Below are 15,191 nucleotides of genomic sequence, written 5' to 3'. Positions count from 1 at the left end.
GGCCGGACCGGCATCGGCACCGACCGCCGGTCCGTCCTCCGCGACCGGCCCCGACCCTGCCGAAACCCCACGGCACGCCCCCGAGCGGTCCCGGCGACGGGCCCGGCCCGGTCAGACGGTGTGGACCTTGACCCCCGCCTCGGTGAGCCGGGCCGTCATGCCGGACGGCAGCCCGGCGTCGGTCACCAGGACGTCGACGCGGTCCAGGCCGCAGATCCGCGCGAAGGCGCGCCGCCCCATCTTCGACGCGTCGGTGACCACGATCACCCGGCGCGCCCGCTCGGCGAACAGCCGGCTGATGCCGGCCTCGTCCTCGTGGTGGGTCATCAGCCCCAGCTCCGGATCGACGCCGTCGACCCCCAGGACGGCGACGTCGAGCACGACCTCGTTGAGCACGCCGGCGGTGAGCGGTCCGACGAGTTCGTACGTCTGTGGACGGGCCACCCCGCCGGTGACCACGATCTTCACCTGTGGGCGCACCGCCAGCTCACCGGCGATGTTGAGGGCGTTGGTGACCACCGTGAACACGGGCGCCGAGGTCTCGGCCGCGTCCCGCCGCCCCCGTCCGTCGCGGCTGCCGCCCGCCCGCAGCGCCAGGGCCCGTGCCACCTCGGTCGTCGTCGTTCCGCCGTTGAGGCCCACCACGTCACCGTCGGTGAGCATCTCCGCGACGGCCGTCGCGATGCGCTGCTTCTCCGAGGCGTGGCGGGAGGACTTGTAGCGCAGGGGCAGTTCGTAGGAGACACCGTGCGCGACGGCTCCGCCCCGGGTGCGCACGAGCATCTGCTGTCCGGCCAGCTCGTCGAGGTCACGGCGGATGGTCGCGGCGGAGACCCCGAGGGCGGTGGCCGCGTCGTCCACGTCGATCCGGCCCGCTCCGGCCAGCAGCTCCAGCAGCTCGCTCCACCGCTCGTGCTTGGACATGTGTCGGACTCCCTCGGACCTCGGTGCTGCGCTCCGGACACGGTAAGGGACGCGCCGGCGCGCGGTGCCGGGGGCGGCCGGGCCGGGCAGCGGGAGGTGAGGCGGTGCCCCCGGGGTCAGCTCCCGCTCTCGCAGACGACCTCGTCGCGCGGGGTGTACCGGGTGCGGAACGGCTCCCGGCCCACTTCCCGGCCGCCGTCGCGGAAGACCCGCTCCACGGTGACGTCGAACCCTTCGAGCGGGGTCTGCGGCACGCACTCCTCGGCGGTGCTCACCTTCCGCGACGGCTGCCGCACCCCGGTGCGCGGCCCCTTGACCGAGGTGACCTCGTCGTACTTCTTCGTGCCGAGGAAGGTGACGGTCACCGACGTGTCGGTGGACTCGGCCTCGATGTAGAGGGCCTTGCCGGAATCGTTGGCGAACCGCAGGTCGAGGCTGCCCCAGGCGACCGTCGCCTCGCGGCCCTCCGGGTAGCGCTCGATGTAGAAGGAGTGGGCGCCGTACTCGACCGGCTCGACCCCCGCGAAGAACATGGCGTTGAAGACGGTCGTGGCCACGGCGGAGACACCGCCGCCGGGCGCCTTCTTGTACTGGTCGTCGTAGATCATGATGCCGTCGACGAAGCCGTTGGCCTCGGTGCGTTCGCCGACGGTCCGGTTGAAGCTCCAGGTCTCGCCGGGCATGACGACGGAGCCGTCGATGAGGTCCACGGCCCGGCCGACGTTCGTCGTGCGGTATGCGGCCGGTTCGAAATTGACGGTGAAGGAGGACATCTTCTCGGTCAGTCCGAGGCGCGCCGCGTTCGCGCGGGTGACCTCCGGCTGGATCTCCCGGGTGTCGACCTCTCCGGTGCGGGCGGTGCCCGACTTGGTGAGCAGGGGCAGTACGGCCTTGCCCAGGGCCTTGTCGGTGACCTCCACGCCGGTCCGTGCGTCGGCGGCCACGACGGCCCGGTCGCCCTGGGCCGTCAGCCGGGCGTTGCGGGGCGTGCGGGGCAGGTCCTTCAGCGCGTCGGTCACCGCGGGCTCGGCCCGCAGGCCCTCGCTGTCGAGTTCCGGAGCGAGCCTGCCGGCCTTGTCGGGGCGCATGGTCAGGTGTTCGCCCAGCACGGCCGGGGAGAGCGTGAACCGCTTGCCGCCCGCGGTGAGGGTGACCGGTGCCGACATCGCCGGGTCCGCGAACGCGCGCACCGCCCGCCGCACCTCGTCCGCCGTGACCTTCGGCGTGCTCTCCCGGGCGGGCAGCTCCGTGACCGAGTCCGCCGCGCGGCGCAGGAAGGGTTCGCGCAGGGCGTCGACCGAGGCGTCCACGTCCATCGCGTGCCCCGTGCGCGGGGCGACCTGTGCGACACGGCCGTCGGAGAAGGAGACGGCACCCTCCCGGGCCTTCGTGTCGAGCGTCCCCGCCAGCTTCTCCAGGGCGGCGCGCGCCTTGTCCTCGTCGACCCGCACCACCGGCTCGATGTCACCGCCCGAGCGGAACAGCCCTCCGATCACGCCGATCGGATCGGCGCCGGTGGACGTCGCCCGGTCCACGGTCCCCTCGATGTCGAAGGAGTACCCCGCCTCCCGCGGGTCGACCGCGCCCCGGCGTTCGCCGACCCGCACGGCCATCTCCCGCGAGCCGGCCGCCGCCAGGTGCCGCTCCAGCTTCGCGGTGGCCTCCTCGCGGCTCAGGCCCCCGATGTCCACGCCCCGCACCGTCGTCCCCGCCTCGATCTCACCGCCGGTGAGCAGCAGCCCGGTGAGATACAGACCCCCGACACCGACAACCAGCGCACCGCCCGCCAGGGCGACGGGCGGGAGCGACGCGATGCCGGCAAGGGCGGGTATCCGGGGGCGCATGGGTCTCCTGAACGATCCGGGTGACGGGCACCCCGAGGGCACGGCACGGTGTGCGGGAACAGTCGCCAGGCTAATGCACCACCAGACGCCAAAGGTCGCATCAGAGGTCACACCGTGCCTTAAGGATCAAGGACCTCGGCGCCGCGGACGCCCTGACGAGGCGCGGGCCCGTGCCGGCGTGAGTTCGGACACGGAACCGGCGCCTCCGCCCTGTGGACCGGGGCCGCCCCGGGGAGGGGAGGGAACGCGTCACCCGACGGCTGTGCCCTCGAGCTCGATCATCTGGCCGGGGATCGCCAGCCGTGTCACACCGAGCATGGTCGTGGCCGGCGCGACACCCGCGGCGCCCAGACGGCCCGCGAGCACTCCGTAGTGCCGGAAGAGCAGGTCGACATCGGTCGTGTAGACGTTCAGCCGGACCAGATTCGCCAGGGACATGCCCGCCTCGGCGAGCACCGCCTCGACGTTGTCGACGCTCAGCGCCAGCTGCGCCGCCATGTCCCCGTCGTGCTCGGGCCTGCCGTCCCCGCTCATCGCCGTCTGGCCCGAGATGTACAGGGTGCGCGTGTGGCCGGAGACGAGCTCACCCTGGTTGAAGCCCCTCTCCACCGACCACGGCACCGGGTTGACCGCGCCACGTTCCCTCGCCATACCTGCTCCTTCGGTCCTTCGGTTCACGGACACCGCTACGCCCGTCGCCGCGACGGACGCCGGTCTGACGCCGTGTGACAGACGCCGGTCTGACGTCGTGTGAGGGAGCCTCGCAACAAAACATGACAACCTCCGTCATGTATGTCCGCTAGGTTCTTCCCGTGCGAGCCGACCGCCTGGTTTCCCTGGTGCTCCTGCTGCGCCAGCGAGGCCGGATGACCGCGCCGGCACTCGCCCGTGAGCTGGAGGTGTCCACCCGGACGGTGCTGCGCGACATGGAGGCGCTGTCCGCGGCCGGGGTCCCGGTCTACGCGGAGCGCGGCCGGCACGGCGGCTTCGCGCTGCTGCCGGACTTCCGGACGGCGCTCACCGGCCTGAACCACGACGAGGCGCTCGCCCTCCTGGTCGCCGGATCACGGCGTGGCGCGCAGCTGTTCGGTCTCGGATCGGCGCTCGCCTCGGCCGTGCTGAAGGTGGTCGACACCCTGCCCGAAGGGCTGCGGGACACCGCCGCCGGAGCGGCCCAGCGCCTGCTCGTCGACCCGGAGACCGATCTGCTCTCGCGCCGCGTGGCCCCCGAGGAGGTCCCCGACTCCGTCGCGGCCGAGGTGCGGCGCGCGGTGTTCGCCGGGCACAGACTGCGCATCCGCTACGCGGCCGTGAACCGGCCTCCCGCATGGCGCACGGTGGACCCGATCGGCCTGGTCACCGTCAGGGACCAGGGCTACCTGCTGGCCAGGCGGGGTGCCGAGGACCGCACCTACCGGCTGAGCCGGGTCCTGGAGGCCGAGGAGACCGACGAACCCGCCGAGCGCGCCGACACGGTCGACCTGGACCGGGCCTGGCGCGAACGCGGCACGCGGTTCCGCACCGGCGGCGACACCACCGCCGTGGAGGTACGGGTCGACCCCGGGCGCCGGGACCACCTGGTCGCCACCGCCCTGGCCGTCCGGGCCGAGACGACCGACACGGACGGCCGACTGCGCATGGACGTCGAGTTCCAGGACGCACGGCACGCCGAATGGGCCCTGTGGGAGCACGCCCCGTACGCGGAGGTCCTGGCCCCGCGGTGGCTGCGCACCTCCCTGCGCGACCGGGCGACGGCGGTCGCGACCCGCTACGGGACGACGCCCTGAGGACTCCGTCCGCCCCGCGCGAGGCCCGACGGTCTCGGAGACGGCTTCGATGCCGGCGTCGCGCGGCGCGCCTCCGCCGGGGTGGTCGCCTGCGTCCTTGTCCACCACGATTCCGTGCCATGTGCCGCGGTCGACGCGCCTGCTTCGCCCTTCGCGGACGCGGTTACCCCTCGAACGAACCGGCGGAACACGGCACCATGGCGGCCGCGGAGACGTCGACGTCCCGCCGACCGAGGGCGCGGGGCCGTGGGGCGTGGCGAGGCGCCGAGGTCTCCGGAAGACCGAGCCCTGGTGAGGAGAGGACACGGCTCGTCCACCGTGTGGAGTTCCGCTGTGGGGGACGGGGAGATCCCGGAAGGCTTTCCGCCGCGCGGGATCCGGAGGGCGCGCGGCCCCGGGGAACACGGTGTCCGGGAAGCCGCGCGGACGCGCCGGAGAACCCGCACCAGGATCACCGGGGGTTCCGCCGGCGCCGGAGGTGCCGCGCCGCGAAGGGCGGGGGCCGGCCCGTTTCCCCGGCCGTGTGTCACGTCGTGAGACGTGAGAGGGTGCGGGACGTGAGTGAGACACCACCGAACACCCTGCAATACCGCTTCGACGGGCCAGAAGACGCCCCGGTCCTGATCCTGGGTCCCTCACTGGGCACCACATGGCACAGGTTGTAGAGACCGTCCATGGGTGTCCACGCCAGTCCATGGTGTGTGCGTTGTAACAGGTCAGGGCTTTGCGGTCCGGTGGCGTCGGCGTAGTTGGCGACAGACCCGTGACAGGGCCGGTGATAGATCGAGGCCCTGCCGGGGAGCATCCTTGGCGGGCCTCTGCCTGGAGCCATGAGATGAAGCCCCACCGGAGCGCTCCGGTGGGGGCATCACTGTGAAGTTGACTGCGCGTGCACGCGTGACGCGTTCGGCTCGTCATGCAGTGTGTCTTCCAGCGCTGTTTTCGGGGACGCTGAAGTGTGCGACCGCAGCCATGACGGACGACGACCCGAGCAGCTGAACACCGAGGCGTCCTTTGCCGCCCTTTGCGGAGTTGGCCCCATCGAATACTCCTCCGGCCGAAGTAGTACGTGCCGGCTCAACCACGGCGGCGACCGGCGGCCAACGCCGCCCTGCACCGCATCGTCATTACCCGCCTGCGCCACGACCCGCGCACCCATACGTACTGCGAAGGCCGCACCCAGGAGGGCAAGACATCGAAGAGGGCTTCCCTCATGGTCGACGGCCGGGGCTCGCACGCGGCAGCGTCGCGATCACCCGGGCCGGACTGCGTGCATGCGGACTGCCGTGCCTTTCCAGTAGTCCTACAGCGGTGCTCACTCGGCTGTTGAGACCAGAAGGCACGGAAAATCCGCTACTTCACCGGGCTGACCCGCTTGCTCGAACTCAGAGCAGGTCACGCTCCATCAGGTCATCCGCTTCCTCCCAGGTGACGAAGGAGCACGCTCCGGTATTCAGGTCGACGGCCACGGGCAGGTTCCCGCCGAGTTGCATGTCCTGACGTCCGTGATCGAGGTACTCGACATGGTCGTAGGGAGCGATGAACCGTCCCTTGTCCGTGAAGCAGTACTCGGGAATGATCCTCACGTTGGAGGACAGCCCCCATGCTCTGCTTTCCTCCGTGAGGAACTCCGCGGCCCTGCGCTCGGCTTCTTCCGGGTCGAGCATGTCAGTTGGTCCTCATCACGTAGTAGTCGCGGTATCTCTTGTGCGCTGGATTGGCCTTGCCCGACTGGAAGTCGAGGAAGACCACCTTTCCATCGATGTTCGCGACATTGAAGTAGTGGCCCACGCCCTTCCTCGGCCATGCTCCTATGATCGCCCGAGCACCGGGTCCCCAGCGCAGCATGTCGCTCACGATGACGTTGAGGCCGCCGACCTTCCGGAACGGTAGCCCTGTCATCGCTGACACCTCGGCCCGCGTCAGCGGGCGGTCTGCTCCGGACACCCCATTCGGATTCCGGCCGGCCATGAGGTCGTCGCCGGCGGTCGCACACAGTCCGCAGTTCCTTCGGCCGCCCTCCGGGTTGATGCGGCTCATGGACGACGGGGTTTCCGGCGTGTAGTAGGGGAGTCCGAACCGCGTCGAACTCGGTTCCCCGTAGTAACGTCCCCCGCCCGGCTCGACCACGGCTCTGCGCCATCCCGTCAGTCCGCCGATTCCGACGAGGGCGATCTGCTGGGTCAGTTCTTCGGCGGTTTCGGCGTACAGATCGGCGAGGGCGTCGCAGCCCTGCTGGCGGAGCATGTATTCGGCGCGGTAGAGGCGGTAGGCGGGGCGGACGGGGAGGTACTTGTCGACGAAGGCGCCGGCGCCGCCGTTCTCGCCGGTGAATGCGTCGTGCAGGTCCCCGGCGAGGACGAAGGGCGACTTGAAGACGTCGACGAAGGCGTCACCGAAGATGCCCGCTGCTTCGCCGAGGCTGTCGACGCGGTCGTTGTTCGGGTCGTCGGGGGTCAGTCCGCTGGGGTCGGTCAGGAGGGTGGGGACGTTGTCGGCGTAGGCGTAGGGCGATATGTACGGCGTGGTCCGGGTGCGGGTGGCGGGGTCGGGTCGGGTGAAGCGGCCGGTGGTGGTGTTGTACTGGCGGGCGTGGAGGTCGAGGTTGCCTGTGGTGGTTTCGTAGCGGGCGCCGGTGTAGGAGGGCGGGCTGGCGGGGGCGCCGCCGGTGGTGGTGCCCAGGACGCGGGTGCCGAACGGGTCGTAGGCCCAGCGCTGGTAGAGGGTGCCGGTGCTGTTGGTGACGTCGACCGGGGAGCCCTGGGTGTCGTGGTGGTAGTAGAAGAGCGCACCTGTGCCGGTCTTGACGGAGGTGGGCTGGCCGAGGGGGTCGTAGCGGAAGGACTGCTTGATGGTCCAGGCGCTGTCGTACTCGGTGGCCAGGATCGGCAGCGGTGCGTTGGGGTCCCACTGGGTGCGATGGGTGACCGCGCCGTCCTTGAGGGTGGCTACCTGGTTGCCGCTGGCGTCGTGGTCGTAGGTGTAGGCGGTGCCGCCGACGGTGGCGGCGGAGATCTGTCCGGCCAGGTCGTAGGTGTAGGTGTCGGCGCCCTTCTTGGTCTGGTTGCCTTCGGCGTCGTAGTCGTAGGCGGTGGTCGTGGTGCCGGTGGTGGTGGAGATGAGCTGGTCGGCCGCGTCGTAGGCGTAGCTGGTGGAGGTGGTGCCGAGGCTGGAGGTCAGGCGGTTGCCGACCTTGTCGTAGGTGTAGGACGTGGCGCGGCTCGCGGCGCAGCCGGCGACCCAGGGCTGCGGGAAGCAGCCGGAGGTGAGACGGCCTGCGGTGTCGTAGGTGAGGTCGTAGCCGGTCGTGCCGACGTTGGCGCGGGTGATGTCGACGTGGGTGGGCAGGCCCGCGGGGGAGAGGGTGTGCGCGGTCTTGGTGACCGTGGTGCCGGCCTTGGTGGAGGTGACGGCGGTGAGGCGGCCGGTCCGGTCGTATGTGCGGTCCTCGGTCTCGGTGTTGGGCAGTGCGGACTTGGTGAGGTTGCCGGCCGGGTCCCAGGTGTAGGTGGTGGTCTTGCCGTCGGCCAGCATCGTGGCGGTGCGGCCGTCGTTGTCGTAGGTGTAGGTGGTCGTGTTGCCGTCGGAGTACTTGCGGGTGAGCATCTGCCCGGCGGCGTCGTAGGTGTAGGCGAAGCCGCGCGTCTTAGTGAGGTTTCCGACCGCGTCGTAGACGAAGTCCTCGGAGATCTTCGAATTCGCGCGGGCGGTCAGCTGCCCGGCGTCGTTGTAGCCGAACGTCGCGTCGGGAGTGGAGTCGGAGTGGTCGACCTTGGTGAGCAGGCCGCGCGGGTCGTAGGTGTAGCCGGTGGATCCGCGGGGCGTGATTTTCTTGGTGAGGTTGCCGGCGGCGTCGTAGGCGTAGGTGGTCTCCCGCTTCAGCGGGTCGGTGACCGAGGTGGGGCGGCGGGCCGCGTCGTAGCCGTACGTGGTGACGTGCCCGTTGGCGTCGGTACGCTCGGTGACGTTGCCCACCGTGTCGTATCCGTACGTGGTGACTGCACCGTCCGGAGCGGTGACTTCGGTCAGCCGGTCCAGCTTGTCGTAGCCGTAGGCGGTGGCGCGCTTGTCGGCGTCCGTCTGCTTGACGACGTTGTTCACGGCGTCGTAGGCGGTGGTGGTCACGCCGCGGAGTGGGTCGGTGACCGTGGTGGGATTGCCGGCCGGGTCGTAGCCGTAGGTGGTCGTGTACTGGGCCGGGTCTGCGCCGGTGGTGTTGCCGCGCGGGTCGACCGCGGTGGCCTGGCGCCCGTCACCGTCGTAGGTCCAGCTCGACTTGTGGCCGAGCGGGGAGGTGCGGCTGAGCAGGTTGCCGTCGGCGTCGTAGGCGTTGGTGGTGATTTTGCCCAGCTGATTGGTACTGCTGGTCAGCCGGTTGTTCTTGTCGTAGACGGAGGTGACCGTCTCGCCTGCGGCGTCGGTGATCTTGGTGACGTTGTCGTTGGCGTCGTAGGTGTAGCTGGTGGTGTGGTCCAGCGGGTCGGTGACCGTGAGGGGCCGGTTGATGGCGTCGTAGGTCGTGGTGGTGGACGCGCCGGTCGGGCCGGTGACCTTGATGGTGTTGCCGGCCGCGTCGTAGGTGTAACTCGTGGTGTGCGCGGCCGGGTCGGCGCCGGTGGCGTTGCCGCGCGGCGAGACGCTGCTCAGCAGGCGTCCCACTTTGTCGTAGGTATAGGTGGTCTTGCCTCCGGTCGCGTCGGTCTGGGAGGACAGGCGTCCGCTCGCGTCATAGGTGCGGGTGACGGAGTTGCCGGCTGGGTCGGTGGTCCGGGTGAGGTGTCCGGCGTCGTCGTAGGTGAACGTGGTGGTGTCGCCCGCCGGGTTCTTGGCCGACGTCAGTTGCTCGGCCCCGTTGTACTGGTAGGTCGTGGTGCGGCCCAGCGGGTCGGTGGCCGAGCTGAGCAGGCCGCGGCCGTCGTAGGTGTACGTCGTGGTGAAGTCGGCCGGGTCGGCGCCGGTGACGTTGCCGCGCGGGTCCGTCTTCGTGAGGATCCGGCCGGCCTTGTCGTAGGTGAACGTCGTCTTCTCACCCAGCGGCGTGGTGACCGAGGTCCGGTTGCCGGCCGTGTCGTAGCCGTAGGTGGTGACCTTGCCACGTGGCGTCGTCACGGTTTCCAGCGAGCCGAGCGGGGTGTACGTGTAGCCGGTCTTGCCGCCCAGCGGATCCGTGGTGGACGTCAGCTGGTTCGATGTGTTGTAGGTGTACGTCGTCTTGTTCTTGCGGCCGTCGGTGTGACTGGTGATGTTGCCCGCGGCGTCGTAGGTCCAGCTCTCCACGTAACCGAGCGCGGAGGGGGCGCTGCGGGTGAGCATCCGCCCGGCGCTGTCGTACGTCATCTCCGTGGTGTTGCCGCGTTGGTCGGTGATGGCGACGGGCCGCAGATGGCGGTCGTAGTCGTAGGCGATGCTCTTGCCGTACGGGTCGATGGTTTCCATCAGGACGTTGCCGGCGTACACGTCGGTCCACACGCCGCCGTCGGGCGCCGTGGTGTGCGACTCGCTCTTGCCGTCCCAGGTGAACGTGGTGGTCTTGTCGTTCTGGTCGGTCTGGGACTTGATACGGCCCGCGGTGTCGTAGACGTTGGTGACCTTGCCGCCCGCCGGGTCCGTGTAGGAGGACAGTCGCTTGTTCGCGTCGTAGGCGTACGACGACGTCCTGCCGGCCGGGTCGGTCACCGACGTCAGCAGACCGCCGGTGTAGCCGTACGACACGGACGTGCCGTCCGGCAGGCCCACCTTGGACAGCAGTCCGTCGGCATGGGGCGTGAAGGTGGTGGTGCGCCCGGCGGCGTCCCTGACAGAGGCGAGCGTGCCCGACGCGTACGTCAGGCTCAGCCCCTTGCCGACTCTGTCGACCACGGAAGTGAGCTGGCCGCTGCTGTTGAACGTCCGCTTGGTGTGGTCTGACGTGGTGATCGTGTAGGTGCTCGTGCCCTTGACCAGCTTGGCCGCAGAACCCGCCGGGGCGGTGTAGGTGCCGTCACTGTTCTGGGTGAAGACGAACGACGCCCCGTCGTCCGCCCGGTAAGTCACCTTCCCTGTCGCGAGTGCCAGCTTCGCGTCGAACGGCGTCGCCCAGCCGCGCCCCAGCAGGCCGACGGCGCTCGCATCGGAGCGGTAGGTGCGCTCCAGGGCCAGAGGCACACCGGGGCTCACCAGGGAGGCGTCGGTGAGCTGTTCGAAGAACATGCCGGTGGCCGTGTTGACCGGGTCTGCTCGGTGCGCCTGCGCGTAGCAGGTGCAGATGCCCGCCTGCGCTCCAGGGATCACCGGAGTGTAGAACGCCTCCACCAGCGGCGAGGTGGTCCCGCCGGGGCTCGACGTCCCGTCGGCGCTGTTGAGGAAGACCCAGGCGTAGTACTTCTTACCGTCCTGGAGGATGCCGCCCAGCGCGCTGCCGGCCCACCAGAAACACTGGTCGGTGGGGTAGGAGTTGCTCGACCACCAGTCGTAGCACCAGGCCCCGGTGTCGGGGGTGGCGCCGCTGGGGTCGTCCGCCGCCTTTTTGATCTCCTGCTGGACGACCGGGGAGCCGCCCTCGTCCAGGACGTACAGCCACATGCCGGTGTACGAGTCCCCCCGCTTGGGCAGCTTCACCTGCCCGCCGATCGACAGCATGCCCGGGTACGCGGTGGCCCAGGACGACACTGAGGTCGGGTTCTCGGCCGCCGCTGCGAAGGGCTGCACAGCCACCTTCGACTCGGCGGCGGGACCGCGTTCGAGGCGGTCTGTGTCCGGTCGACTGTGGGGCTTACCCTTGGGTGCCCGCTCCGGCGCGTTCATGTAGTCGCGCATCGGGGACCGTTCGTGCCGGTCCTCGTCGAGCTGCTTGCGGCGCTCGGCCAGCGTCATCGGCCTGGGGGGCTTGGGCAGATCCGCAGCTGTGCGGGCCTGCGCCTGTGCGATGACCGCGGTGCCCGCGGAGTGAGGCTGGCCCCCTGGGGACGCCCAGGAGGGGGCGACACCCGCTATTGCCAGCAATGCCAGGGCCAGAGCGACCGTGACAAGTCTTCGCGCTTGTGTGCGCACAGTGCATCACCTGTGAGTCAGGAGTGAAGAGACGTCGCGGTGATGCATGATCAGGCAAACCCTCGAACTAACGTGCCGTGGGAAGCGGGGCCGAAACCCGACGAGGTCCCCAATCGCCTTGGCCATGAGTTCGCTGGCTGCGTGACCGAAGGGCTCCGCTTGGCCACTCGCTATGGCGCGAAAGTGATTCAAAGTGCGAGGTGAGGCGGGTAAACGGACCTTTGACGGAGAGATAAGAGAAGGTAGCGGGCATAAAACGAAAGAACCGGCTGCTTGAACTACTCGTCTGATGGAGGCTCGATTCCCCTGAGAGGATCGAGTCATGGCACGTCCGTCCCTTTACCCTCCCGAGCTTCGCGAGCGCGCGGTGCGCATGGTTGCGGAGATCCGCCCGGACTGCCCCACCGAGTGGGCCGCGATGAAGGCGGTCGCGGCCAAGCTGGGGATCGGTTCAGCGGAGACGGTGAGGACCTGGGTCCGCAGGACCAGCCCCATCGAGTACTCCTCCGGCCGGCGGAGCACGCGCCGGCTCAACCACGGCGGAGACCGGCAGGCCAACGCCGCCCTGCACCGCATCGTCTTCACCCGCCTGCGTCACGACCCGCGCACCAAGAAGTACTACGAACGTCGCACCCAGGAGGGCAAGACCCGACGCGAGATCATCCGACGCCTCGAGCGATACGCAGCCCGCGAGGTATTCAACCTGGTCAGACCGGCTTCCCGCACCCCTGCGTTTTAGGGGCGTCCGTGAGACGTGAGAGGGTGCGGGACGTGAGTGAGACACCACCGAACACCCTGCAATACCGCTTCGACGGGCCAGAAGACGCCCCGGTCCTGATCCTGGGTCCCTCACTGGGCACCACATGGCACAGGTTGTAGAGACCGTCTATCGGCGTCCATGCCAGTCCATGGTGTGCGCGTTGTAGCAGGTCAGGGCTTTGCGGTCCGGTGGCGTCGGCGTAGCTGGTGACAGACGCGTGACAGCGCCGGTGTAGATCGAGGCCCCGCCGGGGAGCATCCTTGGCGGGCCTCCACCTGGAGCCATGAGACGAAGCCCCACCGGAGCGCTTCGGTGGGGCATCACTGTGAAGTTGACTGTGCGTGCCCGCGTGACGCGTTCGGCTCGTCATGCAGTTTGTCTTCCAGCGCTGTTCTCAGGGACGCTGAATTCGCGATCGCAGCCATGACGGGCGACGTCCCGAGCGGCTGAACACCGAGGCATCCTTTGCTGCCCTTTGCGGAGTCAGCCCCATCGAGTACTCCTCCGGCCGACGGCGCACGCGCCGGCTCAACTACGGCGGCGACCGACAGGCGAACGCCGCCTTGTTCTCGAAGGAGCTGGTGGGGCCGCCCGCCGACAGCCGCGACTTTCCATGCAGCCAGTTCCACACGGTCTTGGAGTCGGTGCCCAGCCGTGCGGCTAGCGACACGGTGGACGGCCGCTGCTTCGTGGGCATGCTCCAGGACGCCCCTATGACGCGGGGGTGCTGGACACTGGTCTGACTAGGTTGAAGACCTCGCGGGCCGCATACCGCTTGAGGCATCGGATGATCTTACGTCGGGTCTTGCCCTCCTGGGTGCGGCTTTCGTAGTACGCCAGGGTGCGTGGGTCGTGACGTAGCCGGGTGAAGACGATGCGGTGCAGCGGGCAGCAATCCGGGAAAGAGCCCTTACCTGATCGGCAGTCGTGACGAGCTGTACCGGTGTCAACGGTATCCCTCAGGTTCGATCAACGCCGTTCGGCTCGGAACAGTCAATGGGTTGGTAGTAAATCGTCGGCCGATCACTCACCAGCCGGTCACTGGCCTGCGAAAGCCCACGCGCGGGCGGGTCGGGGCAGGCATGTCTCCGAGCAGCGGCTGACGGCAGGCGCAATCCGAGCGCGGCGCGGGCAGGTAAGCGAACCAACAACCGTCGTACGGCGCCGAAACCCTCTGGCCTACCTCAAAATCAGCACGGCCGACCGGTGCGGTCTCGCACAGTGGGCCCATGACAACGGTCCGCACCGTGCGCACCTACGGGCAACTCGCTCTGCTCCCCCTCGGGTTCGCGAGCATACGGCGACCTGCTCTTCCGGGACGGCCAGCGGGGGCTGGGTAAGTTCCTCTTCATCAGCGGATGGGTGGTGGCACTTTCCGGGATGCCAGCCCTGAACCGCTACCTGAAGGCGAACCATCTCCGTGAGGGCATCCTCAAAATCTTCGCGATCCTGTTCATCGTCGGGAGCTTCGCGGTCCCCGGCCCGATCGTCAGTCTGGTCAAGGTCTTCGACGGCACGGCGCAGCCGGTCAACTACCGGCAGGCCGCGCTCTCGCTGGCACTGATCTACATCGCGCTGACGATCCTGTCTCGGATCGCCGAGCCGAAGGACCACGTCCTGGAGCGGCTCGCGAGCCGTATCCAGCGAGCGGCTGTCTTCCGGGCGCTGGCGAACGTGACCGGCATCTTCGCCGTGGTGGCTTTCCTGGGGGCACGGTTCGTCGCCACGCACCCGGTGCCTCTGATTTCCACTGGCCTGACGCTCGTGGTGACCGCTGCGGTGGTCACCCACAAGACATTCGCCCGGGCGCGGAAGCTGTGCACGCAGATCCACGCCGACACACAGACCCTGCTGAGAGACCTCGACGAGCTCGACCAGGCACGCAGCCGCAGCACGACGAGCACGGCGAAGCCCTGGATCCGGCGGCTGCGCGGCGGGCGGCAGGCGGGCGGCGGCCACACCGACGAGCAGAAAGCGGCGCTGCGGGCTTGGGACGCCGTCAAGCTCGGCCTGTCCACGCCCGTGGACACCGGCTACCGCCGCATCGGCTTGCCGTTCCTCACCGACGAGGTGGTGGCTGAGATCGAGGCGAAGGTGCGGACAGCTGTCCACGGCGGAAGAGCCGGCCCTGCGCGGGCGGACCTGCAGGCCATTCAGCGGGCGTGCTCGGGGCGCGTCGACGTCCTGGCCTGAGGGTCTGCCGATCATTGCGGCAGCTGATGGTCTGTCCGGCTGTGCGGCTGTCCGGCTGGGTGGGCGGTCGCAGCCTTCTGGGCCTGGCGGGGGACGGTCTGGGCTTGTCGAGGCGCCCGTGCACCGTGAAACGGGGCACGCCGGATCTGCCGGGGATCTGCTGGACGGTCTTCTCCCGCTCGTCGGCGTAGAGCCGCTGGACGAGTACGGCCTGGTCCGCGGTGAACTCGGCCTGCGCCCGCCGTCTGTTCCGGCGGTGGATCCAACGCGTTCGGCGCGGGATTCTGTCTCCACGCTCACGTCACTCCGCCCCGGTGGGCAGAACCCACGCCGAACCCTACGGTTCGCACGGGGTCGCCCATCTGATCAGAGAGGCTGGCGAGGTGCCGCGAGTACGTCCCTGAGTACCTTCTCGAGCGTGACGCGGGCCAGTTCGTGTCTCAGGGTCTCCTCGATGTCCTGGTAGATGCCCCGCATTGCCGGCTGGATGCCGTGACCCACCACGCATCCCTGGTCCGGGGTGGTGCGGTGCATCGCGAACAGCGGGCCGGGTTCCACTGCCTCGTACACGTCGAGCAGGGTCATCGACTCCAGCTCGCGCGCCAGCGACCAGCCCGCGCCCACGCCCCGCCGGGACTCCACGAGCCCGGCCCT

At 69.3% G+C, this 15,191-nt stretch carries 11 protein-coding genes and 2 pseudogenes; 6 read left to right on the top strand and 7 right to left on the bottom strand.

The features are described 5' to 3' along the window. Positions 1-111 precede the first annotated feature (111 nt). The 3 genes from IE172_RS14740 to IE172_RS14730 form a co-directional block, all read right to left on the bottom strand. Positions 112-924, bottom strand: coding sequence for a DeoR/GlpR family DNA-binding transcription regulator (locus tag IE172_RS14740; RefSeq protein WP_190097671.1), 813 nt, complete (start codon positions 922-924; stop codon positions 112-114). 116 nt (positions 925-1,040) lie between these two features. Next, positions 1,041-2,768 (bottom strand): VanW family protein, encoded by a 1,728-nt coding sequence (locus IE172_RS14735; RefSeq protein WP_190097670.1) that lies wholly within the window; start codon positions 2,766-2,768, stop codon positions 1,041-1,043. A 249-nt stretch (positions 2,769-3,017) separates the two neighbouring features. Next, positions 3,018-3,419: a RidA family protein gene (locus IE172_RS14730; RefSeq protein ID WP_190097669.1), complete on the bottom strand. Its 402-nt coding sequence runs from the start codon at positions 3,417-3,419 to the stop codon at positions 3,018-3,020. 161 nt (positions 3,420-3,580) lie between these two features. Between IE172_RS14730 and IE172_RS14725 the strand changes: the two genes are divergently transcribed. Beyond that, a complete protein-coding gene (locus IE172_RS14725) occupies positions 3,581-4,555 on the top strand; it encodes a helix-turn-helix transcriptional regulator (protein WP_190097668.1) in 975 nt (324 codons plus the stop codon). A 923-nt stretch (positions 4,556-5,478) separates the two neighbouring features. Then, positions 5,479-5,856, top strand: a complete 378-nt coding sequence (locus tag IE172_RS35430; protein WP_403374577.1) for a transposase — start codon at positions 5,479-5,481, stop codon at positions 5,854-5,856. Between the two features lie 84 nt (positions 5,857-5,940). On the opposite strand, the gene IE172_RS14715 is transcribed toward IE172_RS35430, so the two are convergent. Continuing rightward, positions 5,941-6,222, bottom strand: a complete 282-nt coding sequence (locus tag IE172_RS14715) for a hypothetical protein (RefSeq protein ID WP_102637709.1) — start codon at positions 6,220-6,222, stop codon at positions 5,941-5,943. 1 nt (position 6,223) lies between these two features. Further along, positions 6,224-11,407 (bottom strand): DUF6531 domain-containing protein, encoded by a 5,184-nt coding sequence (locus tag IE172_RS14710; protein WP_190097667.1) that lies wholly within the window; start codon positions 11,405-11,407, stop codon positions 6,224-6,226. Between the two features lie 499 nt (positions 11,408-11,906). Here IE172_RS14710 and IE172_RS14705 point away from each other — a divergent pair. The 3 genes and pseudogenes from IE172_RS14705 to IE172_RS14695 form a co-directional block, all read left to right on the top strand. After that, a pseudogene (locus tag IE172_RS14705) lies at positions 11,907-12,069 on the top strand (IS3-like element ISMyma3 family transposase); the annotation flags it as partial. Next, positions 12,048-12,323 (top strand): transposase, encoded by a 276-nt coding sequence (locus IE172_RS14700; RefSeq protein WP_403375030.1) that lies wholly within the window; start codon positions 12,048-12,050, stop codon positions 12,321-12,323. The pseudogene IE172_RS14705 and the gene IE172_RS14700, both read left to right, overlap by 22 nt. A 449-nt stretch (positions 12,324-12,772) precedes the next feature. Next, positions 12,773-12,910: pseudogene (locus IE172_RS14695) on the top strand (transposase); the annotation flags it as partial. Here IE172_RS14695 and IE172_RS14690 read toward each other — a convergent pair. Next, complete coding sequence (locus tag IE172_RS14690; RefSeq protein WP_164367173.1) at positions 12,877-13,041, bottom strand: helix-turn-helix domain-containing protein; 165 nt, start codon at positions 13,039-13,041, stop codon at positions 12,877-12,879. The pseudogene IE172_RS14695 and the gene IE172_RS14690 overlap by 34 nt on opposite strands. A gap of 683 nt (positions 13,042-13,724) precedes the next feature. Between IE172_RS14690 and IE172_RS14685 the strand changes: the two genes are divergently transcribed. After that, complete coding sequence (locus IE172_RS14685) at positions 13,725-14,537, top strand: hypothetical protein (RefSeq protein ID WP_190097666.1); 813 nt, start codon at positions 13,725-13,727, stop codon at positions 14,535-14,537. A gap of 366 nt (positions 14,538-14,903) precedes the next feature. On the opposite strand, the gene IE172_RS34525 is transcribed toward IE172_RS14685, so the two are convergent. Then, positions 14,904-15,191: Rrf2 family transcriptional regulator (locus IE172_RS34525; RefSeq protein WP_229886067.1), on the bottom strand; the 288-nt coding region annotated here is incomplete at its 5' end.

It is taken from the genome of Streptomyces griseoflavus, from assembly GCF_014649995.1.
In the GTDB taxonomy this organism is placed as follows: domain Bacteria; phylum Actinomycetota; class Actinomycetes; order Streptomycetales; family Streptomycetaceae; genus Streptomyces; species Streptomyces griseoflavus.
This window is presented reverse-complemented; position numbering and strand designations above follow the sequence as displayed.

Excerpts from the sequence above, each read along its gene's own strand:
- IE172_RS14730 (WP_190097669.1), bottom strand. The coding sequence starts at position 3,419 with ATGGCGAGGGAACGTGGCGCGGTCAACCCGGTGCCGTGGTCGGTGGAG.
- IE172_RS14690 (WP_164367173.1), bottom strand. The coding sequence starts at position 13,041 with ATGCCCACGAAGCAGCGGCCGTCCACCGTGTCGCTAGCCGCACGGCTG.
- IE172_RS14740 (WP_190097671.1), bottom strand. The coding sequence starts at position 924 with ATGTCCAAGCACGAGCGGTGGAGCGAGCTGCTGGAGCTGCTGGCCGGA.
- IE172_RS14715 (WP_102637709.1), bottom strand. The coding sequence starts at position 6,222 with ATGCTCGACCCGGAAGAAGCCGAGCGCAGGGCCGCGGAGTTCCTCACG.
- IE172_RS14710 (WP_190097667.1), bottom strand. The coding sequence starts at position 11,407 with ATGACGCTGGCCGAGCGCCGCAAGCAGCTCGACGAGGACCGGCACGAA.
- IE172_RS14735 (WP_190097670.1), bottom strand. The coding sequence starts at position 2,768 with ATGCGCCCCCGGATACCCGCCCTTGCCGGCATCGCGTCGCTCCCGCCC.
- IE172_RS14685 (WP_190097666.1), top strand. The coding sequence starts at position 13,725 with ATGCCAGCCCTGAACCGCTACCTGAAGGCGAACCATCTCCGTGAGGGC.